Consider the following 25610-nt stretch of genomic DNA (forward strand, 5'->3'; position numbering starts at 1 on the left):
ATAGAGTTTAAATAATTTAATAATAAACCATTTTCTGTAATCTATAATCAATATGTAATTTTTAATTAAATGATGTTTAATTTAATCTCCGAATATTATTATAAGTAACGTTAATGCAGGAAAAAAATCATTATGATATATAAAAGTTTAGTCATAGCGAATAATTTTAAGTGTGCATAAAATCTGTCAGTCCGAGTTACGCTGCTGTAATAATCGTGGTGTTTCGCTCTAAAATACTCATTATCGATTGGCAAGTGATTATCATACTTCTCCAAAACAAATTGATATCTATGTTGGAGTTCAATTACAAACTTCCTAATTTCTTCTTTGGTAGCGCCTTCACTATATGTTTTAAAAATCTGAAGTTCATTGTAAAGTTCTGATAATTCTAGCGCGCAATCATGAAAATCCTTAGCCTTTAATAGGTAATTGCTTCCATTGTCAACTAATGAGAAAATTAGACTTATAACTGACAAGGCAGTTAGTGAGAATGCGGTAAGATTATCACTAATACTGCTTACATTTGATAAGTTATAAACTGAAATTAGCCCAAAAATTATAATGTATGCAGACAAGATACTGTTGCCTAAACTCGAATATCGAGCAGTGGTCTTCAGCCTGTTATCGGCTCCAAATCTTGCGCCTTTGGTCGACCATATTTTATGTTTTAGTTCTTCAAGAAAGTCTTTATCAAGATGTTCTTTGCCTTTAATTTTTTCGAAGGACATTCGTACAGTTTTTGATGAGGAAAATTTCGCATGGTTATGAGGACGTTATCCAAAGAAGTCGAAAATTATAATAGGGAATAAATGTAATCCAAATATTTTTTTCTTCAATTGCGTAGTTGCTAAAAATGCAACCGTATAAATACCTGATTTAATAAATTATAATTGGAAAAATTGTTACTTCGTAAGCAATTATATAATTGTTAAAAAAAGACTTTATCTGTACGTGTAATATAACGCGATTGTCTTATAGCGTCATCATCCTTTCAGGCATGATGTGGAAGAGCGTGAACATAACAGTTGTGACGTGATTCATCCTGTCCAATAGGTTCGAATTAAAATTCGATACGAGAGACACGCAATTGGATTGACTCCGTCCAAATATCTTACCAAAAAGTACAGCCACCTCAATAGAGATTTCATTCTAGAATGTTAGATTGTATTGTTAGGAAGGCAATGTTCAGTAATAATTTTATAGTATGCAAACGTACCAGCTGAACACTGCGACTTCTGATTAAGCCCTTACTTCCCGTTAATAATCCGGATCACCTCCTGCGGATCCATCTTGGTGTAGCTTGAAAAATCGTAGGCGGTGAGTGGCACGTTGCGGCCCTTGTTGGCATGGATACGGAGTGTCTTCATAAAGCCGCGCGCCGTCTTGTCGCTTGTACCCATCAGTATACTCACATCCTTGACATAAATGATTACCCTGCTCATCTTAATTCGTTTTTGGTTAGTACATCGGTTATACCTGATTAGGGGCTCAGGCTTAGATCGTTACGAAGAACGTAAAATATTCGGCACGCATACTATTTGTTTTCAAAATTTTAACTATAACGATTTCGTATAGTCACGATTTGTCCATATATGATGCGATTTGACGGGTTTGTTAACTTTTTCATAAAGACCGTTTTGATAGATTTTTGACAGCGGGTTTCGCAGGGGTTTGCCGGCAGTTTTGTTCGGGAGTTGTTCGGGGCGCCCCGAACAAACCACAGCGTTTCCCGAACCAAACCATAACCAAACCCGAACAAAACCATACCAAAGGCAGTGGCCCCCTGGGACAGAAAGCGGTAAAAAGCGGTAATTCCGGCCCTTTGACGCCCTTTTGCGGTAGACAGCGGTAAAACCCGGAACATAGCGGCAACGGGCTTGGACGTCAGGAAAATGCGTTTTAGTTTTGGTCCAGAATCGGGAAAGGTTCCCGCCAGTCCTGCAGGCTGATATGATAGGCTAATTTTTAAAAAAATGAACACATGGGAAAATTTGAAAAAGGAATCCTCGGCGGATTCAGGGGCACCATAGGGCCCGTGGTAGGAACAAACTGGCGCGGCATCGACGTGATGCGCAGCCGCCCCAAACGCAGTGGCCGCCAGGCCACCGACAAGCAGCTGGAACAGCGCATGGTGTTTGCGCTCGTGATCCGTTTCTTCAACCCGTTGCGCGGCCTGCTCGACAAGTATTACGGGCAGCCGGCTAACGAACGCTCGCGTGCCGACCTCGCCTCGTCTTACCTGCTCAGGGAAGCGACCACAGGCAGCTACCCGAACATCACGCTCGACTACAACAAGGTGATCATCACCAAAGGCGAACTCGCCGGGCCGCAGGACGCGGTGCTCGTGCCGCAGGCCAATGCCGTGCTCGAATTCACCTGGACAGACAACTCCGGGCAGCCCGAAGCCGTATCGACTGACCTGCTGCTGGTCGTCGTCTACAACCCCGAGAAAGCGCGCTTCCAGTTCGACCACACCGAACAGCGCAGCGCCGGCGCGCTCTCACTGTCGCTGCCCGACAGCTGGCAGGGCGATGTCGTGCACTGCTGGATCGGCTTTACGGCCATGGGCGGCTACCGCGCCTCGACAAGCCTGCACCTGACCGCAACCGTGCTGTAACACAGTGCTATGAACCCAATACCCGGAGCCGCCTCCGGGTTTTTTTGTTTACCGGGCAGGCGCATAAGAGGCTGTGCTGCAGCAGCTAGCGCCGTGCCAGGTTGTTTATCGGGGCATAGCCCGACCGGCCTGTCCGCTCCGGCCTATGTACGCGGCAGCCAGGGCACCGGCAGTTCAGTTCCCGGGTGGCGCCACGGCACTTTCCATTCGGTGCGCTACGGGACTGTGGCACAGTCGCAAACGAAATGGTTCCGTAAGTGAGATTCTACATTGTTTAAAGTTTTCATAAAATCATCAAACAAAAAGAAGCAACTGTTTAATTTTACGGAAACCATAAATCAATACGTATGAAAAAGAATGTTAAAAAATGGGCGGTACTGGCATTGGCCATATCACTTTTCGCTTGCAGCGATGACGACAACAACAGCAACAACCAGCAGACGATTGCGGAACTCGCGCAGGGCAATGCCAATCTGAGCATCCTTGTCGACGCACTTGAGCGTGCGGACCTGGTCACTACACTCAATGGCTCGACAGAGTACACGGTGTTTGCACCGACCAACGCCGCCTTCACCGCGTTCCTGCAGGCCAACGGCTTTGCCAACATCGATGCCGTACCGGTGCCGGTATTGAAGGAAGTGTTGCTGAACCACGTGATTGCAGGTGAGGAAACGGCTGCAGAGCTCAGCACAGGCTACGTCAAGACGCTCGCCAAAGGCAGCGCATCGGCGACCAACACGCTGAGCATGTACATCAACACCGCTTCGGGTGTGGTGATTAACGGCGGTACGTCAAATGGCGGGGCCACCGTAACCAGCGCCGACGTGCAGGCCAGCAATGGTGTCGTGCATGTGGTGGATGGCGTCATCGGATTGCCGACAATCGTGAATCACGCCAAGGCCAACCCGAATTTCTCAATCCTGGTGCAGGCATTGACGCGCAACGACCAGCCGGATTTCGCGGGCATTTTATCAGGAACCGCCGGGGCTCCGTTTACGGTTTTCGCACCGACAAACACCGCGTTCGGTGACCTGCTTACGGAGCTGAACGTGCCGGGCTTGAGTGCTATCCCACAGGCCACGCTCGAGAAGACGCTGAAGTACCACGTTGTGGCCGGGTCTAATGTGCTGGCGGCCTCACTGACCAACGGCATGATGGTCGATACCTTTGCCGGGGACAGCTTTACGATCAACCTGACCGGCGGTGCCAAGATTACCGACCAGGCCGGAAGGATCAGTACCATCACGGCGACTGACGTACAGGCGTCTAACGGCGTGGTGCACGTCATTGACAAAGTGTTGTTGCCGAGTTTATAATATATTACATGGCAGTAAATAGGAAAAGAGGCCCTCGGGCCTCTTTTTTTGTGGGGTACATTTGCGGCGTGGGACCGTACTGCAAACGGTGCCCGGTGGTTGAAGCGCCAGCCCGTGCACGCCCTGCATGACGCGGGTCCGCTGGCCTCAGTTCGCGCGGCGTTGCAGCGTAAAAAGCAGCGCGCCGACCCCCATGCCCGCAAGTACGGCAAGCCCTACGTTGCGCAGGCCGTGCCCACCCGGTGGGTTGCCGTAGACGCGCAGCGGTTCGCGCGACGGACTGAGGATGTTGCCCGGGTCGCCGGGCTCGTCACGGTGAGCCATCATCTTGAGGCGCAGCGCCGCCGAGGCGGTATTGATGATGGGTTTGGGAAACAGCTGGTAAAGGCGCGTCAGCGTCGCCGCTGTGAAGTCGGGAAACGTGTCTTTCTTAGGCCGCAGTGCGAGTTTCACCATACAGGCGGCCGTCTCGCGCGGGTCTGACGCGATCGGCGGGATCGACAGGCTGAAACCCGAGTACTTCGCCGAATGCAGGTTGCCCGTCGAGTTTTGCAGCTGCGGGTACAGGTTGCAGATGTGGATGTCGCGGTAACCGGACACTTCGCCCTGCAGGCAGGCCATCATGCCGCGGATGCCGAACTTGGTCGCTGAATACACCGCGCTGTAAGGGGCAGGCATAAAGCCGCCAATCGAGACGTTGTTGATCAGGATGCCTTCGTCCTGCCGCTTGAAGATCTTAATCGCCTCGTAGGCGCCATGCATGTAGCCGAACAGGTTCGTTTTGATGACCTGCTCATGGATGTCCATCGGGATTTCCTCAAATTGGCCGCTGGCCATCACACCCGCATTATTCACCCAGATGTCGATGCGGTTGTTGAGGCGCAGCGCCTCCTGGGCCACGCGTTGTACGTCCTCGGCGACCGACATGTCCGCGCAGATCCCGATGGCGACGGCGCCTGCCGCCCGGCATTGGGCTACGGTTTCGGTAACGCCCTCGCGGCCGCGTGCCACGATTACGACTTGCGCGCCCTCGGCGGCAAAAGCTTCTGCTGCGGCACGGCCCACACCGCTGCTGGCACCGGTAATGACTACCGTCTTGCCGCTGAGGCCGTTTTGTGTTTGGTCTTTTTTCATAGCAAATAGGGTATAGGTTGCCCATCGGCGGTGCATGGTCGCAGGCCGATGGTTATGTTAAGTTAGGGAGATTATCGGGAAGCCCGCCTGATTTTATGATAACTTTAGGGCTGGTGGAACGCGCGCCATCCCGCGGTTTCGCCTTGGCAATGCCATAGCGGGCAGCGACCCGCGGGAACGACGTGTATAAAGTGCGGTACGTGCCATGGGAGGCAGAAACTTACAGCGCCCAGTCGAACCATTCGTCGATGATGGTCGATTTCTCGTCGTTGATGTATTTGAGGAAGGCCTCGGCGACAGGGGAGAGGTTCTTGCTGCGCAGCCAGATCAGGTTCCAGTTTGATTTGATCGGCAGGCCCTTGACGGGCACGATCTGGAGGTCGCCCGACGCCAGTTCGTTCTTGATGCCGATGATGGGCATGATCGAGCAGCCCAGCCCGGCAATTACCGCCTGCTTGACGGCCTCGTTCGTAGACAGTTCCATTTTTTTTACCACGTTCAGGTTGGCCCCTTTGAGGAACTGCTCCATCACATAGCGCGTGCCCGATCCCTGTTCGCGGTAAATCAGCGGCAGCGTTTCCAGTATCGATTTTTCGGCAGGCTGCTTTGCGGGGCGCATTTTGGCGTCGCTGATCAGGAACAGCCTGTTTTCCATGAGTTCGACCTTGAGGATGTCGAGCTTGGCGGGAAGCACGGACACCAGCGCAAAGTCGGTATCATTGGCCGCGAGGCTGTCAATCACCCGCGCCTTGTTGGTCACGTCGAGCAGCAGTTCCACACCCTCATGCCGCTTCAGGAAATCCGCCAGGAAATAGGGCATGACGTATTTGCCCGTCGAGACCACCGAAATCTTGAGCCGTCCGCTGAGCTGTCCCTTATGGGCGAGCGTCTTATAGTTGATCGCGTGTACCTCGTTGATAATCTTCTCCGCCGCCGTGGCAATCTCCTTACCAAAATCGGTCACGAACAGCTGCCGCCCGACAATCTCGGTCAGCGGTATGTCAAACTGGTCCTGGAAGTTCCTGAGCTGTATGGACACCGCAGGCTGCGTCAGGTGGAGTTCTTCCGCGGCCTTGGTGATGCTCAGCGTTTGGGTAACCTTAAGGAAAACCTGTAGTTGGTGTAAGGTGTAGTTCATAAATATTGTTTATGTATGTCATTACAAATATAAATAAAAATATATGGTTTATTATCTTGAATTTTGCCACACCAATTTAAAATAGGAGACCATGAAAACACAAAATGAATTCCGGCTGATCCATGGGAACTTCTCACCCGAGGAGGCCCGCGAGGTACTGCTGTCGCTGATTGACAGGAAGATCGAATACCACAACCTCAGGGCGTTCAGCAACCACATCCGTTTCAATGACCGTATTGACAACTCGCAGTCGCGCATCGCCGCGCTGCAGGAGATGAAAGCCTCGGTCAGCGAACTGTTTGACAGTGCGGCCCGGTCGGGGCAGCGCATTGCCATCGACAGCCAGGTCACGATTACGCTGCTCGATGAAAAATAATGTCTTTGCGGGCCGCCGGCTCGTCATCACCACCATGCATGCCAAGGAAAGCGTCATCGCACCGGTGCTGGAACGCGACCTCGGGGTGCACTGCGTTACGGCGGGCGGTATCGATACCGACCGGCTGGGTACATTCTCCGGCGAGGTGGCGCGCCAGGGCACACCGCTTGAGGTCGTGCGCAGGAAATGCCTGCTGGGGATGGAGCGGCAGGGTGCCGATCTGGGGATGGCCAGCGAGGGGTCGTTCGGGCCGCATCCGTCGATCTTTTTTGCCCATGCCAATGAGGAGCTGCTGATGCTGATCGACCGCAGTAACGGACTTGAAATCACCGCGCGGCATTTGTCTCTGGAGACCAACTTCAATGCGGCAACGGTGGACAGCCCCGAGGCGCTGCTGGCGTTTGCAACCACCGCGCGCTTTCCGTCGCACGGCCTCATCCTGAGAAAAAGCAGCGGTGATTATTCGGAGATCCACAAGGGCATCACCGATGCCGGGGAGCTGCAGCGCCTGGGACTGCAACTGCTCGAAGCCTATGGCAGCCTGCATGTGGAAACCGACATGCGTGCGCTCTACAACCCGACACGCATGGCGGTGATCCGGGAAGCAGCTGAAAAATTGTCCCAGAAAGCACGGTCCGCCTGCCCAGGCTGCGGCACACCGGGCTACAGCATCATCCGGGCCAATCCGGGATTGCCGTGTATGCTGTGCCATGCGCCCACGCGTTCCACGCTGAGTGTAACGTACGGTTGCGTTAGATGCAATCACACGCACCAGGCACCCTTTCCAAACGACAAGCAGTATGAAGACCCGGCCTACTGTGATTTTTGTAATCCTTAAACCCTGATAATATGAACTTTAATTTATTGCTTGACAACCTGACCAATCCCGCGCTGCTGTTCTTCCTTCTGGGCGTGCTGGCCGTGCGGCTCAAGAGCGATCTGCAGATTCCTGAGAATTCATCCAAGTTTATTTCGCTGTACCTGCTGTTCTCGATCGGCTTCAAGGGCGGGCAGGAACTGGCCCACAGCGACTTCACGCTGGGCATCCTATGGTCGGCGCTGTTCGGCATCGGCATCGCGGTGGCCATCCCGGTATACGCCTTTTTCATACTGCGAAAGAAATTCAACGTATTCGATTCCGGCGCCATTGCGGCCGCCTACGGCTCGGTCAGTGCCGTGACCTTCGTCACTGCCGCCAGTTTTCTCGAAATACAGAACCTCCACATGGACGGGCATATGGTGGCCGTCATGGCGCTGATGGAAGCGCCTGCGATCATCGTCGGGGTCATCCTGATCCGGTTTTTTGACAAAGGGGATGGCGTGAAGACCAACATCGCAGCCATCACCCGGCATTCGCTGACCAACGGCAGTGTGCTCCTGATCCTGGGCAGCCTCATAATCGGGTTCCTGGCCAGCGAGCAGCAGGCCTTGGGCATCAAGCCGTTTACGACAGACCTGTTCAAGGGTTTCCTCGCTATTTTCCTGCTCGATATGGGCATAGTGAGCGGCAGGAAGCTCGGCGACTTCATCAGGAACGGCTGGTTTGCGTTGGTGTTCGCGATATTGATCCCGTTAATCAACGGCTGCATCGTGGCTTTGGCAAGCGGATGGGTCACTGAAAACACAGGCAACCGCTTCATCTTCGCGGTGCTCGCCGCCAGCGCTTCCTACATCGCCGTACCCGCAGCCGTCAAGATTGCCGTACCGAAGGCCAATCCGGGTTTATTCCTGCCGATGGCGCTCGCAGTGACCTTTCCATTCAACATCACCATCGGCATGCCGATTTACCTTTCCATCATCACTTTTAACTAAATACTAACACAATGAAAAAAAACATTTTTGCATTTTGCTTAACGATATTGGCCAGTTGTTATACACTGGCGCAACAGGGGAGTGAACGCAGCCAGGCAGCCCGCGATTCAGCTTACCTGAACCCGGCACGGGGCATCAGCGAACTCATAGCAGGCAACCGCCGGTTTTATGAGCAGAAAAGCGTCAGGCCGCGCCAGGACAGCCTTCGGTTGTTATCGCTCGAGACGGGGCAGCAGCCGTTTGCGGTGATTGTGGGCTGTTCGGATTCGCGCGTGCCCAATGAGATCATCTTCGACCAGGGGTTGGGTGATCTGTTCATCATCAGGACCGCGGGGCAGGTGAGTGCCGACGCTTCCTATGCGAGCATGGAATATGCCGTGCTGTTCCTGAAGACCCGGCTGATCGTGGTGCTGGGGCATACCGAATGCGGCGCGGTTTCCGCAGCCGTGAAGGACATCAAGGATCCGCCGGGGCACATCGGCACGCTGATTGAGAACATCAGGCCGGCCCTGCAGGGCGGGGGCCAATCGGTCAGCGTGAATGACGCGGTTCGGCGGAATGTCATCCGGCAGGTCGAAAACCTGAAGCGGCTGGCGCCCGTACTGAAACAAAAGAATGACAACAAGGAGATTATGATTGTCGGGGCGGTCTACAACATCCACACCGGCAGGGTCGAATTTCTTACGGAAACCATGTAAAGATAAGTTTTAACTTACCTTTGTAAACAGCATACAGACACAGATCAATGACACACACACCGCTCAAACGCTTCATCAACCTGCTCAAGCTCGACAGGAAAGACATTTACCAGATTTTTTTCTACGCCATATTCGCAGGGCTCGTCAGCCTGTCACTCCCGCTGGGCATACAGGCGATCATCAACCTGATCCAGTCGGGCCGCGTAAGCACCTCCTGGGTGGTGCTCGTCGTGGTGGTGGTGCTCGGTGTCTCGCTGATCGGGATCCTGTCGCTGATGCAGCTGCGCATCACCGAGAACCTGCAGCAGAAGATCTTCGTGCGCTCGTCGTTTGAGTTCAGTTACCGCCTGCCCAAGATCAGGCTGCGTGAGCTGTACGACAAGTACCCGCCCGAACTGGCGAATTGTTTTTTCGATACGATGACGATCCAGAAAGGTACTTCCAAACTGCTCATCGATTTCTCTACGGCGCTGCTGCAGATTATTTTCGGGATCCTCTTACTGTCCTTGTACCACGCATTCTTCATCCTGTTCGGGGCGCTGCTGTTGCTGCTGCTGTACTGCATTTTCCGGTTTTCGTACCAGAGCGGTCTGCGCACCAGCCTCAAGGAATCAAAATACAAATACAAGGTGGCCGGCTGGCTGCAGGAGATTGCACGCAACAACAACAGTTTCCGGCGCAGGGAGAATTTCAATTTCTCGCTGTATAAGAATGACAAGATCGTGGCGGCCTATATCGACAACCGCGAGAAGCATTTCGGGGTCATCAGGCGGCAATACATCCAGCTGATCGTGTTCAAGATTATCATCACCGCGGGGCTGCTGATCATCGGCGGGCTGCTCGTGATGAACCAGCAGATGAACATCGGGCAGTTTGTGGCGGCCGAGATCATCATCCTGCTGGTGATCAATTCCGTGGAAAAGATCATTACCGGGCTCGAGACGCTGTATGACGTGCTCACGGCGGTCGAGAAGATCGGCCAGATTACCGATTTGCAGACGGAGACGCCCGACATCAAGAACCAGCACTGCGTGTTTGACAGCATCACGCTGGAGACGGCCAACCTGAAGTTCCGTTTTCCGGACGCCGCCGATTACACCCTGCATGACATTTCGCTCAAGATTGAGCCCGGCGAGCGCATCCTGCTGCGCGGCGAAAACGGATCGGGGAAAACCACGCTGCTGCGCGTGCTTTCGGGGCTGCTGGAGCCGTCATTTGGCGCGGTATTCATCAACGACGACACCTACAAGAAAATGGACCTCGCGCAATACCGTTCGCACATCGGTGTGATCATACACGGCGAAACCCCGTTTGAGGGCAGTGTTCTGGAAAACATCACTTTCAACAACCCCGATGTGATGCACGAGGATGTGAAGTGGGCGATAGAGGCCGTGGGGCTGGGTGGCTTTATCAAGTCGCTGCCGAAGGGACTCGAAACCAGGATACATCCGGAAGGCCATCAGCTGACGTCGTCAAACGCCCAAAAGATCCTGCTCGCCCGAAGCATCGTGACGCGGCCGCGCATCCTGTTTTATGAAGACCCAACCGATAAGATGGACGACGGGGCAGCCCGTGACATCATCGACTTTATTACCGATGCACGACACCCGTGGACGGTGATGGTATCGTCGAGGAACCCGTATTGGGAAGCGCACAGTTCGCGCGTCATCACGATGCAGCAGGGACAGATTGTTGAAGATAAAAAACGCCGGTAACATGCTGAACATATCCAAAGAAAACCCGATTACGGAAAACATTTCCCATTTTACCACGGTGCGGAACCTCGAAAACCGGCCTGACTACAAGGTGCTCAATAAGATCATCTGGGCCGTGTCGCTGGTCTGCCTGATCATCCTGTTCCTGCCCTGGACACAGAGCATCTCGGGCGCGGGCGCCGTAACCACCCTGACGCCGGACCAAAGGCCACAGACCGTGCAGTCCGCCATAGCGGGCAGGATTGAGAAGTGGTATGTGAAGGAAGGCGACCTCGTCAAAAAAGGGGACACCATCCTTTTTATTTCGGAAATCAAGGAAGACTACCTGGACCCGAACCTCGTCGGCAATACCAAAGACCAGATGCAGGCCAAGGAAATGGCGCAGCGCTCTTATGCCGGTAAGGTTGACGCGCTGTCGCTGCAGATCGCCGCCATCGAGAACGAGAAGAAAATCAAATTGCAGCAGGCAAAGAACAAAATCCGCCAGGCGCTGCTCAAAGTAAAAAGCGACAGCATGGACCTGATTGCGGTGCGCACGCAGGTGAAGATCGCGACCACGCAGTTCAACCGCTCGCTGACACTCAACAAGGAAGGCCTCAAACCGCTGACCGATGTCGAGGAGAAACGCCTCAAGCTCCAGGATGTCGAGGCGAAAATCATCACCCAGGAGAATAAATACATCGGATCACAGAACGAGTACCTGAATGCCCGCGCGGAAGTCAACCGCATCCTGGCCGAGTATGCCGAGAAATCGGCCAAGGCGCAGAGCGAGCAGTACACCGCGCGCAGCAGCGAGTATGACACCAAGGCGCAGGTCAACAAGCTCAAAAACCAGTACAACAACTACAGCATCCGGAATGGCATGTATTACATCACGGCCCCGCAGACCGGCTACATCAACCGCGCCATCCAATCCGGATTGGGCGAAACCATAAAGGAAGGGACTGAAATCGTAAGCATCATGCCTGCGGCATATGATATTGCGGTCGAGACCTATGTGAGTCCGAATGACCTGCCACTGATCCATAAAGGCGAAAAAGTGCGTGTATGGTTTGACGGCTGGCCGACGATCGTATTCTCAGGCTGGCCTGACATGAGCTATGGGACCTTTGGCGGAAAGATTGTCGCGGTGGAGAATTTCATCAGTCCGAATGGCAAGTTCCGCGTACTGATCGCACCGGACCGCGCCGAAGCACCCTGGCCGAAGCAGATCAGTATGGGTTCAGGCGTGCAGACGCTCGCGCTGCTTGAAGACGTGCCCGTATGGTATGAGCTTTGGCGCAGCCTGAACGGATTCCCGGCCAACTACTACACCCCTGAAACCAAAACCGCAAAAAAGTGACGGCATGAAAAAGATATTGGCGCTGCTGCTTTTTACGTCGTTCGTCCACGCCCAGTCATTCAATGCGGGGGAACTGTCCTTTAGCGAGTACCTCGGCTATGTCAAGAAGTTCCATCCGCTGGTGAAGAACGCAAACCTGCAGCTCGACATGGCACAGGCCAACTTAATGATGGCCCGCGGCGCGTTCGACCCCAAGATTGAAGTCGATTTCGATAAGAAGCGCTTCAACGGCAAAGAATATTACAGCCTGCTGAACAGCACGTTTAAGGTCCCGACCTGGTATGGCATAGAGCTTAAAGCCGCATTCGACGACAACGACGGCCCTTACATCAATCCCGAAAATACGGTGCCCGAGTCGGGGCTCACCTCAGTGGGGCTGAGCGTGCCGCTGGGGCAGGGGCTGTTTACAAACCAGCGCATGGCCGACCTCAGGAAGGCAAAACTGCAGATTACCCTCAGCCGGGCCGAGCGCAGGCTGCAGGCCGCCGAGGTACTGTCAGACGCCGCCGCCGCGTATTTCGAGTGGCGCAAATCCTACAGCGAGTTTCAGATGTACCGCGATTACCTGAAGAATGCAGACATCCGCTACACCGGCATCCGCAAGCTGATCGACAACGGCGACCGCCCTGCGGTGGATTCAGTCGAAGCGGGCATAGTGGTGCGCAGCCGGCAGCTGAATGTCGAGGACGCAAAGCTCAAACTCGAAAAGGCGAGGCTGGAGCTGTCGACGTTCCTGTGGCTTGACCGCACCCCTGTAGAATTGAGTGAGGCCGTACAGCCCGAAGAAAACATCCTGAAGACCGTCACCGAAACGCTGAACGTAAACCAGCTGGCACAGCAGCCCGATATCGAGACCCATCCAAAGATCGATGCGCTCAAGACCAAAATCGCGTTGCTCGATGTCGAGCGCAAACTCAAGGCCAACGCGCTGTTGCCGAAGATTGACCTGGGTTACTACTACCTGTCAGAACGCGCGAATGCGAATGCATACGGCCTCGACAATTACAAGCTTGCCCTCAATTTCACACTTCCGATACTGTTGCGCAAGGAGCGCGGCAGCCTGAAAATGACGAAGTTCAAGATACAGCAGGCCGAGCTCGAACTCGCACTGGAACGGCTGCAGCTGACAAACAAGATTGCCTACCGCAGGACCGAAATCGAGTCGCTGCGCAAACAGCAGGAGATTATCGCGCGGCTGGTGGCCGACAATACGGTGATGCTGCAATCGGAAGAGCGGCTGTTTTCTGTGGGCGAAAGTTCGCTGTTCCTGATTAACTCCCGGGAGAACAACCTGATTTCGGCACAGCTCTCGAGGATCAATGCGGAGAACCGCTTCCTGTTGTCGAATGCCGGCCTGTTCCGGATTATGGCCAGCCAAACCGAATAATATCCCACCGACAATCGCTGCGGATTTGCGACGCCGGTTACGATATCCGGTGAATTTTGTAACGTCCGCTTAAGATCCTGTAATAAAAGTCAGCTCGCGCGCTTTAATTTTATCATATCACTTTCGGTACGAAGACGACGGGTGTCAGTTCGTCGCGGAGGCTGTAACGGGGCATGTGCTTTCCACCCGTTCGTACATGCAGCAAACCCAACGTCGGCGCGAAAGCGGAAACCGATCAGCAACACGGCGGTCCGGAAATGATAAAGTCCCGAAAGGGACTTTTTTTATTGGGATAGCCTGGGGCGGGCATCAGGAGATGCCCAGATCACGGCGCAGCTGCTGCGTCAGTTTCTGCCGGACAAGCCCATAGGATGCTTTGAGGTACCGGGTCCAGTCGGCGTGGGTCAGCATGTGGTGATCGGTCACGGCAACCCATTTGTTTTTCCCAAACCAGGGGGCAGGCTTAAAACCGTAGGAGGCGACTTTTTCCTCATAATCCTCATCGGACACTTTGAAGGACACTACGGGCGGCACCGCATCGAGGTCGACCATACAGAACATTTTTCGTCCCACCATAAAGACGAGGTCGCTTTTCCATTTGATTTCCATTTCGGTGGCCGGAAACGACAGGCAGATGTCGCGGATGATGTCAATGTCCATGTGGCGTGTGTTTAAGTGTTTGTCGTCTGGGGCATTGCATCGCGGCAGCGTATCACCGCAATGTCGCCTCTCATAAAGATACGGATTTGCGCCCGGCTTTCGGATAAAAAAAAGAATGCGCGGGTAAAAGCATGGCGAGGCAAACTGTCAGCATGGCCATGCTTCTTTGCGCAAACTTTCGTAGCTTTACCATAACCCGCAAAAAGCGTACATTTTGGATATAACAAAAACGGAAAAAGCCCGCAGGAAGTTCCACGAGATCATTTATGAGGCCGATACCCTGGCGGGCAAATTGTTTGACCTGCTGCTGATTTTCCTGATACTGGTAAGCATCGCCGCCGTGATGCTTGAGAGTGTCGAATCGATCCAGGCGCGTTATGGTGCGGAACTCGAGATCGTCGAATGGGTGATCACGATTTTCTTTACGCTCGAATACATCGGTCGCATCATCGCGGTAAAAAGGCCCTGGAAGTACATCTGCAGCGTACAGGGCATCCTTGACCTGCTCGCCACGATTCCCGCTTATATTGACCTGGTTTTCCCGGGGCTGCATTTCCTGATATCGATCCGGGCGGTCAGGCTGCTGCGCATCTTCAGGATATTGAAGATGGGGCAGTTCGTAGGCGCCTCAGACCAATTGGTCCTGGCCCTGAAAAAAAGCAGGATGAAGATCATCGTGTTCCTGTTCAGCGTCATTGTATTGTGCGTCATACTGGGCACCGTGATGTACATCATTGAGGGCGCTGAGAGCGGATTTACGAGCATCCCTGTCGCAGTTTACTGGACGATTGTTACGCTGACTACGGTTGGGTTCGGGGACATCACGCCGCAAACCCCTTTCGGCCAGTTTGTGTCGATGGTGATCATGGTCCTGGGTTATGGGATCATTGCCGTACCTACGGGACTGGTCACGGCCGAATTCATGACCAAGGAAGGCGGCACGCGCAATAACACCCAGGTGTGCCCGAGCTGCAGTGCGGACCACCACCGCGACGATGCACGGTTTTGTTACCATTGCGGGCATTCACTCGATAAATACGCCAGCGACGGACTGGCGCCACCATCAAAAAACTGAAACATTTCAATCTTTATTGATAAGCCAAACGGCCGCAGGCGGGTGTATCTTTAGCGTTCAAATACAAGAAACCAATCTGTTATGGATACATTAGACAAAGACGAGCAGGCCGGCTACCGCGGTGTCATCGCGGTAGATCTGGACAACCCGCGTGCGGTAGCACACTGGATGGAACACTTTGAGGTCACCGAAGAGAAGCTGCGTGAGGCGGTTGCAGGAACGGACAGCAACCTGGTCAGCGCGATCGCGGCCTACCTGAAGCGTTAGGCGCCGCGGGTTCCTTCGGCCCGCCGGAACATACTAGCGCGGCACGTCGGTTCCCAGGACCGGCAGGTTGGTATTCCGCTCGGCCGCGGTAGCATCCTCGAGGTATTTTTTGCCTACCGCTTTGGCGAGTGAGAGTTCCCTGAGTTTCGCTTTTCCGGTATCGCGGTACTTCCTGACGAGCGTATCATGCGTGTAGATCGGGATCCACTCTTTACTGTTGGCCACGCGCAACAATGTGGTCGTCACGACACGGTGGGAAGCCGAATCGTGATCGGGGCGTGTGAGCTGCGTGACCCTGGTTTCTGAATAGCGTGGCTGCGCCAGCACAATTGCCGGCACAAGGAATAAAATCGATAAAAGGTATTTCATTATACTGCTGTTAGGATATGAGCAGGTTAATGGGTAGGTGGGGCTAAATTACGCCTTTCCTGCGGAGGTGTCCCAGTCTTTACCAATAGTTTAACAGCGGTATCGCAATTCGCTACCCGTATGGTGTTACATTGCGAATTTATCTGCCAGTCGCAGGATAAAAGCGGCCTGCGCCGGATTGATTTTAGTCAGCGCCGCGGATACGCTGAACCATTCCGCACGGTCCACTTCGGGTATGGTCAGGCGCTTTCCGGACTTGTAGGGCCACTCAATCTCGATGGTATTGCTTTTTATGTTTTGCGCATCGATGTCCATGTGCAGCGCCCACGCGTGCACAATTTTGCCGGATTTGAGTTTTACGGACTGCAGTGTCATGAATTCGCCCGTGGGCGTCACCCCGGTTTCTTCCCGGCATTCGCGGATGGCGGCCTCAAGCGGTTGTTCGTCACCGTCAAATTCGCCTTTCGGGATCGACCAGGCGCCCGCATCCTTGTGTTGCCAGAACGGCCCGCCGGGGTGGACGAGCAACACCTCGGGCTGGCCGTCGGTGTACCGGTATAAAAGAAGTCCCGCGGATTGTTTCATGGTATGGGCGTTGATTTCCCTAAGATACGAAATCTTCACCGCGTGGCATGCTAAACAGCCTAATATCGCTGCATCATGCTGTTGCGCATGGCGGCACATTTTCATACCTTAGTTCCCAAACCAAAAATCATGGAGAAGACTATCCGCTGGGGGATCATCGGCTGCGGCAATGTGACAGAATTGAAGAGCGGCCCGGCCTACCGGAAAACAAAAGGCTTTGCGCTGGTTGCGGTCATGCGCCGTGATGCCGCCAAAGCCGAAGATTATGCCAAACGGCATGGTGTGCCGCGATTTTACACCGACGCAGGGGCTTTGATTGCCGACCCGGATATCGACGCTGTGTATATTGCGACCCCACCCGATACCCATGCCCATTATGCGTTGAAGGTGGCCGCCGCGGACAAAATCTGCTGTATTGAAAAACCGATGGCCAGTGATTATGACGAATGCGTGATGATCTGCGAAGCCTTTGAACAAAAAAAACTGCCGTTGTTTGTGGCTTACTACCGCCGTACGCTGGAGAAGTTCCTGAAGGTAAAGGCGTTGCTGGACGAGATAGGCGCCGGGCGATCGGTGCGCTGGCAGCTCAGCCGCGTACCCAATGCCAATGACCGCTCGGGGCAATACCAATGGCGTACTGATGCAGCCATCGCGCGTGGGGGCTACTTTGAGGACCTGGCGAGCCACGGACTGGATTTGTTCACGTTCCTTTTTGGTGAAGTAGCCGCGGTGCACGGCATCAGTACGAACCAGCAGGGACTGTATAGTGCAAAAGACGCCCTATCAGCCTGCTGGATCCATCAGTCCGGGATCGTCGGGTCGGCGAACTGGAATTTCGGCAGCAGCGTGCGTGAAGATGTGGTGGAAATACACGGCAGTGAGGGAAAGATTTCCTTTTCGATGTTTGACAACCACCTGCCCATACTGTTTGAAAAAGAGGGCACGAGTCAATCGTTTGATATCGCACCGCCTGAAAACATACAACTGTTCCATGTCGAGGCGATGCGCGCCCACCTGGCGGGTGAGCGACCGCATCCGTCTCAGGGTCGGTCGGCGGCGCACACGACCTGGATCATGGACCGGATTTTGGGCAGCGAAACGGCACGGTGAGACGACCCGATGGCCCTCACTGTACCTCCAGATCCTCTTTGCGGGCTTCCCTGACACTCTGCTTAAAATCCTGCAGCTCTTCGGCCTCCTCAATCGAATGGGAGCATTGCAGGCTTTCGTCCTGCTCCGTCAGCTTGCTCAGGTGTGCATAGTACTTCTGGATGGTACGCATTTCCTCTTCGGTCATGTCCTCGATATCGACGAGGCGGTTGCTCGCATATTTGTGCGACGCGACCAGTTCGTTGAGCTTCAGTTGTATGGCGAGTGAATCCTTGTTCTGCGCCTTCTGGATAATAAATACCATCAGGAAGGTGACGATGGTCGTGCCGGTGTTGATGAGTAACTGCCAGGTTTGTGAGAAGTTGAAAAGGGGTCCGGTAACCGCCCAGGCGATGATTACCAGGAACGCACAGCAAAAAGCGGCGGTGCTTCCGGTAAGCCTTGATACTTTCGAAGCGAATTTTTCAAAAGTATTGTTATAGTTGATGGTTTTTTCATTTTTCATGGCTGTATCATTTTATTGGAAATAAGCCAGTTATGGCTTTACAAAATTAGCAGCCGGTGAAGTAGGAACGTTACAGGATTTGTGGGAAGGATTATAGATTTTAGATTATCCGTGTGTTGAATATTACTACTCTCTTTGGTTTTCGGTTCAGTCTATTCCTCATCGTCGTCTACGGTATGCGACTTCGAGTAGTTGCGCCATTTTTCGATGGCTTCCCGCATGTCATCAGGGAGTTCCGTGTCAAAACGCATCATTTCGCCGGTCACGGGATGCTCGAAGCCGAGGGTCTTGGCGTGGAGTGCCTGACGCGGTAATATCTTAAAGCAGTTTTCAACGAATTGCTTGTATTTTGTAAATGTTGTTCCCTTCAATATCTGGTGGCCGCCGTAGCGCTCATCATTGAACAGCGTATGCCCTATGTATTTCATGTGTGCCCGGATCTGGTGTGTCCTTCCGGTTTCGAGTATACAGGATACCAGGGTCACATAGCCGAAACGCTCAATCACCTTGTAATGCGTGATGGCCGGCTTCCCGATTTCAGGATCGGCGAACACAGCCATCTGCATGCGGTCTTTCAAATGCCTGGCCAGGTTGCCGTTGATCGTGCCTTCGTCCTCTTTCATGTTGCCCCATACCAGCGCGACATATTCCCTTTCGGAGGTCTTGTTCTCAAATTGTTTAGCCAGGTGGCTTAGCGCCGTTTCGGTTTTGGCGATGACCAAAAGGCCTGAGGTGTCTTTGTCGATGCGGTGCACGAGTCCGGGACGGTTGCTGCTGTTCAGCGGGAGGTTTTCAAAGTGGTACGCCAACGCATTGACCAGGGTGCCGGTATAGTTTCCATGCCCGGGATGTACGACAAGCCCCGGGGGCTTATTGACAATCAGCAGCGCCTCATCCTCATAAACGATATCAAGCGGAATGTTCTCAGGGTCAACGCGGTTCTCGAATGGCGGGTGCGTGAGCATGATGGTCACCACATCCAGCGGCTTGACGCGGTAATTCGATTTGACCGGAATGTCATTGACGTAAATGTCGCCGTTCGACGCGGCCTGTTGTATCTTGTTGCGCGTGGCATTGGCAATCTGTGACATCAGGTATTTGTCGATGCGCAGCAGGGCCTGCCCTTTAGCGACTACAAAGCGATGGTGTTCGAAAAGCTCGTCTTCGGGTTCCATTTCGGGTGTAAAATCAGTACTCATTACTCGGCTCCGGTATCTGTCGTATCGGTTTGGGTATCATTTTCCTCTTCAAAACCGACTTTCCCATCACCTACGACGAGGTCGATCTTGGATGATTTCAGTACTTTGTCGCCCGGCTTGAGGACTTTGCCGTTCTGCATCATCTCAAGCACCATGTCTTTGCCCAGGTAGGGTTTATAAGTGATCTTGCCCTGCTGCAGGCCAATGGACTGCAGTGTGGGCACCGCCTGCCTGAGCGTCTGCTCGATTAAATTGGGTACGCGGACCGAGTTGAATCCGCCGGAATTGATCTTTATATAAATCTTACGGTCTTCCTTCACCTTGGCCCCGGCCAGCGGATCCTGTTTCACGATGGTGAATTTAGGATAATCCGGGTTGAAATCAACCGTGTCGAGCACCTCATAATCGAGGTCGGCATTGTCAAGCACTTCCTCTGCCTGCTCGATCGACATTTTAGCGAGGTTGGGCACCGTAATTTCCTCCCCATGCTTCGTCGAAAAAGAGATCCATTGTAAAAGCAGGAAGCCGATTACCAGTAAAATCAGGAATGCCAATGCAAGTTGCCTGAAAAAAACTTTGCTGGTAAGGTAATTGCGTAAGCTCATGGGTTGAATGTTTCGGCAAAGATATAAAAATCCTGTATGTGATATGGATTGAAAAATTAATGATATTTTTGCTTAAACCAAATAATCAATACCGGATGAAAGTAGCCGTGGTCATGGGCGGATATTCTGACGAATCGGTGATTTCGCTGCGCAGCGGAAAGCTGGTCCTGAGTAATCTCGACAAATCGAAATATGAGGCGTTTGAAGTACACATCCTTAAGGACGGATGGCATGTGGTGGCAGACGATAAAAAATACCCGATCAACAAAGCCGACTTTTCCGTTGACATGGACGGAAGGCACATCCGGTTCGACGTCGCGGTAAATACAATACACGGTACGCCCGGCGAGGACGGCCATATGCAGGCCTACTGGGAATTGCTCGGACTTCCGTATTCGGGTTGCAGTTTTTACCAGTCGGCGCTCACATTCAACAAGCGCGATACCTTGTCGGTGTTGTCCAAATTCGGGATACCCCGGGCCAAATCCATCTACCTTTCCAAAGGGCAGGCCGTGTCAGTTGATGAGATTGTGGCGCAGCTCGGCCTTCCGTTTTTCGTAAAGCCAAACCAGTCCGGGAGCAGCCTGGGCGTGTCCAAGGTCAATGACCCGGCTGATTTTGACAAGGCGCTGGCATTCGCTTTCGCGGAGGACAACGACATCCTGATAGAATCCAACCTGAAAGGCACTGAGGTTTCGGTCGGCGTGCTGCACTACCGCGGACAAACGACGGTTCTGGGCCTGACCGAGATTGTTTCGCAAAATGACTTCTTCGATTACGAAGCCAAATACGAAGGCAAATCGGAAGAGATTACCCCCGCAAGGCTCGACAGGGAGACCGAGCGGAAAGTGCGCGAGACGGCGGCAAAGGCTTACGAGGCGCTCGGTATGAGGGGTTTCTCAAGATCCGATTTTATAGTAATGGACGGCGTTCCGCATTTCATAGAAATGAACACCAACCCGGGCCTGTCACCGCAAAGTATTTTCCCACAGCAGGCAGCGCATGCCGGCATCGCCTTTTCTGATTTGCTCGACAATGAGATTGCGCTGGCCCTGGAGCGCAGGACGCTTTGGAAAAAATAGGTATCTTTAGCATATAAAAACCCCGATGGTATGAAAGAGATTTTTGAATGGGAGCGCGTGCTGCTCAATGAACTGCCATTGGAGTTCCTGTACGAGGTCGTATTCAGGTCGGCCACGATGTTCATCATCCTGCTCGTGACCTTGAAAATGACCGGCAAACGGGGCGTCAGGCAATTGTCGGTTTTTGAAACCGTCATTATCATCGCCCTGGGTTCTGCCGCGGGCGACCCGATGTTTTACGAAGATGTGGGACTAATCCCTGCGATCACCGTGTTTTTAGTGATTATTGCCATGTACCGCCTTGTTACCTGGGTTGCGGGCAAGAACCGCAAGTTTGAAGAGTTTATTGAAGGAAAGACGGAATGCCTGATCAGTGAAGGGAAATTTTCAATTTCGTCTTTCAAAAAAGAAAGCCTGGCACAGGATGAGTTCTTTACGGAATTGCGACTGAAATCCGTCGACCACCTCGGGCAGGTACGGAATGCGTTTCTCGAAACGAGTGGGGAGGTGAGTGTGTTCTTTTACAAAGACGAAGAGGTGAGGCCCGGGCTGCCGATATTGCCGCACTACTTTGCACAAAAAAGTAAGCAGGTCCCGAAAGCGGGGCTGTACGCCTGTACGTTCTGCGGGCATACGCAGGAACTGGGTCCCGGTGAAGCGCTGTGCGCGGTCTGCGCCAAACCGGAATGGGTTGCCGCAATAAAAACGCTGCGCATTACCTGATTCCTGTATTTTATATTACTTTTGGATTTACCAATGCCAACACGATGAAAAGAGCGATATTTCCGGGCTCATTTGACCCGATCACCTTAGGACATTATGACATCATCAAGCGAAGCATTCCGCTTTTTGATGAGATTGTGGTCGCTATCGGCGTCAACGCCGAGAAGAAGTACATGTTCTCCCTTGAAGAAAGAAAGCGTTTTATCGAAGAGGCATTTGCCAATGAGCCGTCGGTTAGGGTAGAAACTTATGAAGGGCTGACAATTGATTTCTGCAAGAAGATGAAGGCCCATTATATCCTGCGCGGACTCCGCAATCCTGCAGACTTTGAGTTCGAAAAGGCCATCGCCCACACCAACAGGAGGTTGTCAAAGATAGAGACCGTGTTTTTGCTTACGGCTGCCAATACTTCGTATATCAGTTCGAGCATCGTGCGCGATGTGATCAGGAATGGCGGGCAATACGAGATGCTCGTACCGGAATCTGTAAGGGTGACATAAATTTTGTATTTAAATTTATTTTAAGATATTTGGCATTCATCTAACCTTCTTCGTTATGAACAAGCAGATTTTTGTTTCTTTCCTGAGTATTTTCAGTATTTTATTTTGCCGCGCCCAACAAGCAGGAGATCCTGATATTTCTTTTGGTAGTTCAGGCAAAGCTTATGCAGATTTAGGGTTCGCCGACTTTACTGTTATCGACCAGGAAATATTAAGCGATGGCAGTATATTATTAGCGGGAAGCAAGGTTAGTATAAACCTGACGCAATCCGATTATGAGGGCTATATTACGAAGCTTGATGCTAACGGCAATATCGATACCCAATTTAATGGGGGAAACCGTGTGTCAAATACAGATATATTGGGTTTTTCCTGTATGAGGGTACAACCCGATGGAAAAATAATCGTTGGAGGAAATACCCAATGGTATGGGATCGCGTTAGCCAGATACAACGAAGATGGTACACTTGATGAAACCTTTGGGATAGGAGGACAGCTGCTTTATGGAAGTTCCGTTTATGGTAATGTTACTGACATAAAAGTATATGCCGACGGGAGGATTTTAGTAGTTTCTCAGGTTAGTTATAACAATATCAATAATTTCAGGCTATCGAAATTAAATCCTGACGGTAGCCCTGATACTACTTTTAATAATACCGGTAGCAGGATAGTCGATTATTTTGATTATGAATATGCCTATCGGCTTGAGATACTTCCCGATGGAAAATTTGTTGTCGGAGGCGAGTATTTTGATTCAAGTACTCACAGCCACATTTGCTTTTATAAATTCAATGAAGATGGTACTTCTGATTTTGACTTTGGTATTAACGGCTGCGCATTTTTTTTCAATGCCCCTTTGAATGGCGAGGATTTTTATGCAATGGACATCCAACCGGACAATAAAATCATTTTTTCTGCCAAGAGAGTAAATTATTCTTCAGCTTCAAAACTAATTACGGGCAGAATCAACACAGATGGTTCAATAGACACCGGGTACGGAACTAACGGAATTACTTCTTTTAATACAAACTATGGTTTAGGAAATACAATGGGGGTTTTTGGTTTTACGGGGACGATTAAATGTCTTGATAATGGAGAAATCCTCCTGAGTACTGATATTTACAATTCAACGACCCAAAATTCCAATGTTATACTGCTTAAATATACTTCAGCCGGACAGCTTGCCACTGCTTTCAATGGTATGGGATATCTAAATTTCTCATTCCTTAATTTTAGAGACTTTGCACCAGACTTCGATATCTACGACAATAAAATCTTTCTGGCGGGCCATGCCAGGGGCGGTAATGCAGGAGAAAAAATTGCGGTCGCGAAATTTAATATGAATGGGGCTATCGACGATACTTTCGCAGCAAATGGAAAGCTGTTTATCACATTTCCTGAAGCTTCAGGTGATTTTGCCGCCGCTTCCACAGTGCTTCCCGATGGCAAGATAATTACTTGTGGCGGCATACACGGCGACAATGATTTTTACGGGGCATTGGTTAAATATAATTCAGACGGCAGTATTGATACGACATTTGGAAATTCGGGCAATGTAAAGTTGCTTGACAGGGGAATCATTAAAAATATTGCCGTGCAGCCTGATGGAAAAATCGTGACATGGAATGCTTCCGACTTTGGGATTTATAATGCGAAATTGTCAAGATTTAATGCCGATGGAACACCCGATAGCTCATTTGCCTCCTCGGGAAGCTATGCGTTTAACACACGATATATGACTGCCAGTGACATTAAGCTTCAGGCTGACAATAAAATTGTGATTTGCGGTAGGATTGATTCGGTCGTCAACAACTATGTCCTGGATTGTCATTTCCTCGCGCGATTCAATTCGGACGGTACACCTGACACATCATTCGGGACAGCAGGCAGGGTTGTAATGTGCGTGGATTTTGACCATAAATCGGAATTCAACCAGTTAATTATCCAGCCAGATGGAAAAATGCTTGTGCTGGGACATGTTGATGGCTTTAATGACAGTCCTTACACCCGGTCGGAAATAATGAGGTTCAATACAGATGGCACTATTGACAACACTTTTAACGCGGAAATTTCCAATACATCTAACAGCTATATCCAAAAAATGCGACTTCTGAACGATGGCAGAATCCTGCTCTTGGGCACCGTATTTGGCAATGGAGAAGACCAGGTTCGGGCTACATTGTCCTGTTTCCACGCTGATGGATCGTTGGACACCTCCTTCGGGGAGGATGGCTATGCGCAATATCTGTCGTTTTCAAGAGGATACGATTTCCAAATTTCTTTGGATCATAAAATATATGTATTTGGGAGTTTTGACAATGACCAGTCCGACGAATCAGCGTACTTCTCCATTATGCGCTTCACTCCGGAAGGAATGCCTGATATTACATTTAGTACGAACGGTGCCGTGTTGCTTGATTTACCATGGCATTACAGTTATTATCAGAATGCGCTGACATTGACTGCTGATGGCAAAGCCATGCTTACCGGCGCGGTCTACAATCCGGTAAACAATTCGTATGATTTTATGTTGGCGAAATATATTTTGGAGTCTAATCTTTATGTGGAAGATATGAGCGATGGCAAAACACTTTTTTACCCTAATCCTGCTGTTGATGTTGTGAATTTTACAAAAGATGTAGCTAAGACAGAATTATTTACGATAGATGGAAAAAGGGTGTATTGTCCTTTTTCTGATAATAAAGCCGATGTTTCACAACTAGTCAAAGGAATATACCTAATGAACTTTGAGACTTCGGATGGTGTGCACCATTCGGCAAAACTGATCAGGAAATAACAGGGGAATTCTCAAACAATAATTTAATATTTTCATAAGAGTTCTTCAAAGCTTCTTCCATTTCTTTAGGGCCAAGCCAGGCAACCTTTTCAATCCCTTCTTCCAATTGCGGCAGTAATGGCCCGTCGTAGCTGCTTCGCATCTCAAACCAATGCGTCACCTTGAGTTTATAGCGCCCGTTGCGCTTGAAGATGTGGTAGGTTTTCTGCAGTTTGTCGGTGATGACCAGCTTGCCCACGCCGGTTTCTTCCTCGACTTCGCGCAACGCGGTATACTCAATTTCCTCTCCTTTTTCGATGCCGCCTTTGGGTAAGTCCCATTTGCCGTTGCGGAAAATGAATAATACTTCGTTCTTTTTATTGTATACGATTCCGCCGCCCGCCTTTTGTACGGGCATCTTGCTCTTGAGCGTTTTCAGGATTTCCTTCTCGTCGGGATGGTATAAGTACGCTTTTTCGATTTTATTCTGGAAAATCCTGGTAATAACCTTCTTTATATCAGCGCTTTCGAGTAAAAATAACTGAAAATCCGTCTCCTTGACGATTTCATTTGTGAGGAAAAGCGGTTTGTCGTTTACAAAAACTTTATACATTTGTAG

General features: G+C 51.4%; 28 protein-coding genes. 16 read left to right on the plus strand and 12 right to left on the minus strand.

Annotated features, from left to right (window positions below; genetic code table 11):
- Positions 1-110: 110 nt before the first annotated feature.
- From HYN48_RS09575 to HYN48_RS09580, 3 genes are all read right to left on the minus strand, one after another.
- Positions 111-728, minus strand: a complete 618-nt coding sequence (locus tag HYN48_RS09575; protein WP_108371072.1) for an SLATT domain-containing protein — start codon at positions 726-728, stop codon at positions 111-113.
- A 519-nt stretch (positions 729-1247) separates the two neighbouring features.
- The gene (locus HYN48_RS15170; RefSeq protein WP_146171761.1) at positions 1248-1442 is read right to left on the minus strand and encodes a hypothetical protein; all 195 of its coding nucleotides are present in this window, start codon (positions 1440-1442) and stop codon (positions 1248-1250) included.
- Between the two features lie 110 nt (positions 1443-1552).
- Positions 1553-1981, minus strand: coding sequence for a hypothetical protein (locus HYN48_RS09580; RefSeq protein ID WP_108371074.1), 429 nt, complete (start codon positions 1979-1981; stop codon positions 1553-1555).
- Here HYN48_RS09580 and HYN48_RS09585 point away from each other — a divergent pair, their 5' ends adjacent.
- The gene (locus HYN48_RS09585) at positions 1982-2617 is read left to right on the plus strand and encodes a DUF6266 family protein (RefSeq protein ID WP_108371076.1); all 636 of its coding nucleotides are present in this window, start codon (positions 1982-1984) and stop codon (positions 2615-2617) included.
- Between the two features lie 347 nt (positions 2618-2964).
- Complete coding sequence (locus tag HYN48_RS09590) at positions 2965-3933, plus strand: fasciclin domain-containing protein (RefSeq protein ID WP_108371078.1); 969 nt, start codon at positions 2965-2967, stop codon at positions 3931-3933.
- Positions 3934-4080: 147 nt separating this feature from the next.
- On the opposite strand, the gene HYN48_RS09595 is transcribed toward HYN48_RS09590, so the two are convergent.
- Both HYN48_RS09595 and HYN48_RS09600 read right to left on the minus strand, forming a co-directional pair.
- Positions 4081-5067: an SDR family NAD(P)-dependent oxidoreductase gene (locus tag HYN48_RS09595; RefSeq protein WP_108371081.1), complete on the minus strand. Its 987-nt coding sequence runs from the start codon at positions 5065-5067 to the stop codon at positions 4081-4083.
- A 220-nt stretch (positions 5068-5287) separates the two neighbouring features.
- Complete coding sequence (locus HYN48_RS09600) at positions 5288-6205, minus strand: LysR family transcriptional regulator (RefSeq protein ID WP_108371083.1); 918 nt, start codon at positions 6203-6205, stop codon at positions 5288-5290.
- 91 nt (positions 6206-6296) lie between these two features.
- Between HYN48_RS09600 and HYN48_RS09605 the strand changes: the two genes are divergently transcribed.
- The 7 genes from HYN48_RS09605 to HYN48_RS09635 are packed head-to-tail and all read left to right on the plus strand — an operon-like array spanning position 6297 to position 13535.
- Positions 6297-6581 carry a hypothetical protein gene (locus HYN48_RS09605; protein ID WP_108371085.1) on the plus strand — a complete coding sequence of 95 codons (285 nt, stop codon included), beginning with the start codon at positions 6297-6299 and terminating at the stop codon, positions 6579-6581.
- Positions 6571-7419, plus strand: a complete 849-nt coding sequence (locus HYN48_RS09610) for a DUF6671 family protein (RefSeq protein ID WP_108371087.1) — start codon at positions 6571-6573, stop codon at positions 7417-7419. Before HYN48_RS09605 ends, HYN48_RS09610 begins: the two co-directional genes overlap by 11 nt.
- Positions 7420-7430: 11 nt before the next feature.
- Positions 7431-8393 carry a sodium-dependent bicarbonate transport family permease gene (locus HYN48_RS09615; protein WP_108371089.1) on the plus strand — a complete coding sequence of 321 codons (963 nt, stop codon included), beginning with the start codon at positions 7431-7433 and terminating at the stop codon, positions 8391-8393.
- An 11-nt stretch (positions 8394-8404) separates the two neighbouring features.
- On the plus strand, positions 8405-9091 hold the full coding sequence (locus HYN48_RS09620; RefSeq protein WP_108371091.1) for a carbonic anhydrase: 687 nt from the start codon (positions 8405-8407) through the stop codon (positions 9089-9091).
- 47 nt (positions 9092-9138) lie between these two features.
- Entirely contained in the window at positions 9139-10806 is a 1668-nt protein-coding gene (locus HYN48_RS09625; RefSeq protein WP_108371093.1) for a peptidase domain-containing ABC transporter, read from the plus strand.
- A 1-nt stretch (position 10807) separates the two neighbouring features.
- Positions 10808-12148: an HlyD family secretion protein gene (locus tag HYN48_RS09630; RefSeq protein ID WP_108371095.1), complete on the plus strand. Its 1341-nt coding sequence runs from the start codon at positions 10808-10810 to the stop codon at positions 12146-12148.
- Between the two features lie 4 nt (positions 12149-12152).
- On the plus strand, positions 12153-13535 hold the full coding sequence (locus HYN48_RS09635) for a TolC family protein (protein ID WP_108371097.1): 1383 nt from the start codon (positions 12153-12155) through the stop codon (positions 13533-13535).
- A 309-nt stretch (positions 13536-13844) separates the two neighbouring features.
- Here HYN48_RS09635 and HYN48_RS09640 read toward each other — a convergent pair whose 3' ends face one another.
- The gene (locus HYN48_RS09640; RefSeq protein WP_108371099.1) at positions 13845-14195 is read right to left on the minus strand and encodes an MmcQ/YjbR family DNA-binding protein; all 351 of its coding nucleotides are present in this window, start codon (positions 14193-14195) and stop codon (positions 13845-13847) included.
- A 214-nt stretch (positions 14196-14409) separates the two neighbouring features.
- On the opposite strand from HYN48_RS09640, the gene HYN48_RS09645 reads away from it, so the two are divergent.
- Together HYN48_RS09645 and HYN48_RS09650 are read left to right on the plus strand one after the other, a co-directional pair.
- Positions 14410-15270: an ion transporter gene (locus tag HYN48_RS09645; RefSeq protein ID WP_108371101.1), complete on the plus strand. Its 861-nt coding sequence runs from the start codon at positions 14410-14412 to the stop codon at positions 15268-15270.
- A gap of 81 nt (positions 15271-15351) precedes the next feature.
- The gene (locus HYN48_RS09650) at positions 15352-15537 is read left to right on the plus strand and encodes a DUF3606 domain-containing protein (RefSeq protein WP_108371103.1); all 186 of its coding nucleotides are present in this window, start codon (positions 15352-15354) and stop codon (positions 15535-15537) included.
- A gap of 33 nt (positions 15538-15570) precedes the next feature.
- Here the strand turns inward: HYN48_RS09650 and HYN48_RS09655 are convergent, their stop codons facing one another.
- Positions 15571-15906 carry a hypothetical protein gene (locus HYN48_RS09655; protein ID WP_108371105.1) on the minus strand — a complete coding sequence of 112 codons (336 nt, stop codon included), beginning with the start codon at positions 15904-15906 and terminating at the stop codon, positions 15571-15573.
- A 126-nt stretch (positions 15907-16032) separates the two neighbouring features.
- Positions 16033-16491, minus strand: coding sequence for an NUDIX hydrolase (locus tag HYN48_RS09660; RefSeq protein WP_108373526.1), 459 nt, complete (start codon positions 16489-16491; stop codon positions 16033-16035).
- A gap of 129 nt (positions 16492-16620) precedes the next feature.
- On the opposite strand from HYN48_RS09660, the gene HYN48_RS09665 reads away from it, so the two are divergent.
- On the plus strand, positions 16621-17601 hold the full coding sequence (locus HYN48_RS09665) for a Gfo/Idh/MocA family protein (RefSeq protein ID WP_108371107.1): 981 nt from the start codon (positions 16621-16623) through the stop codon (positions 17599-17601).
- A 16-nt stretch (positions 17602-17617) separates the two neighbouring features.
- Here HYN48_RS09665 and HYN48_RS09670 read toward each other — a convergent pair whose 3' ends face one another.
- From HYN48_RS09670 to HYN48_RS09680, 3 genes are all read right to left on the minus strand, one after another.
- Positions 17618-18106 (minus strand): low affinity iron permease family protein, encoded by a 489-nt coding sequence (locus HYN48_RS09670; RefSeq protein ID WP_108371109.1) that lies wholly within the window; start codon positions 18104-18106, stop codon positions 17618-17620.
- 152 nt (positions 18107-18258) lie between these two features.
- On the minus strand, positions 18259-19305 hold the full coding sequence (locus HYN48_RS09675; RefSeq protein WP_108371111.1) for an RluA family pseudouridine synthase: 1047 nt from the start codon (positions 19303-19305) through the stop codon (positions 18259-18261).
- The gene (locus HYN48_RS09680; RefSeq protein ID WP_108371113.1) at positions 19305-19910 is read right to left on the minus strand and encodes a PASTA domain-containing protein; all 606 of its coding nucleotides are present in this window, start codon (positions 19908-19910) and stop codon (positions 19305-19307) included. The genes HYN48_RS09675 and HYN48_RS09680 overlap by 1 nt, the downstream gene beginning before the upstream one ends.
- Before the next feature lie 95 nt (positions 19911-20005).
- Between HYN48_RS09680 and HYN48_RS09685 the strand changes: the two genes are divergently transcribed.
- The 4 genes from HYN48_RS09685 to HYN48_RS09700 are packed head-to-tail and all read left to right on the plus strand — an operon-like array spanning position 20006 to position 25012.
- Positions 20006-20992, plus strand: coding sequence for a D-alanine--D-alanine ligase (locus tag HYN48_RS09685; protein ID WP_108371115.1), 987 nt, complete (start codon positions 20006-20008; stop codon positions 20990-20992).
- A gap of 30 nt (positions 20993-21022) precedes the next feature.
- Positions 21023-21715, plus strand: a complete 693-nt coding sequence (locus HYN48_RS09690) for a DUF421 domain-containing protein (protein WP_108371117.1) — start codon at positions 21023-21025, stop codon at positions 21713-21715.
- A 44-nt stretch (positions 21716-21759) separates the two neighbouring features.
- Positions 21760-22215 (plus strand): pantetheine-phosphate adenylyltransferase, encoded by a 456-nt coding sequence (gene coaD, locus HYN48_RS09695; RefSeq protein ID WP_108371120.1) that lies wholly within the window; start codon positions 21760-21762, stop codon positions 22213-22215.
- 55 nt (positions 22216-22270) lie between these two features.
- Positions 22271-25012 carry a T9SS type A sorting domain-containing protein gene (locus HYN48_RS09700; RefSeq protein ID WP_108371122.1) on the plus strand — a complete coding sequence of 914 codons (2742 nt, stop codon included), beginning with the start codon at positions 22271-22273 and terminating at the stop codon, positions 25010-25012.
- On the opposite strand, the gene HYN48_RS09705 is transcribed toward HYN48_RS09700, so the two are convergent.
- The gene (locus HYN48_RS09705) at positions 25002-25604 is read right to left on the minus strand and encodes an NUDIX hydrolase (protein ID WP_108371125.1); all 603 of its coding nucleotides are present in this window, start codon (positions 25602-25604) and stop codon (positions 25002-25004) included. The genes HYN48_RS09700 and HYN48_RS09705 overlap by 11 nt on opposite strands.
- Positions 25605-25610 lie beyond the last annotated feature (6 nt).

The organism is Flavobacterium magnum (assembly GCF_003055625.1).
In the GTDB taxonomy this organism is placed as follows: Bacteria; Bacteroidota; Bacteroidia; order Flavobacteriales; family Flavobacteriaceae; genus Flavobacterium; species Flavobacterium magnum.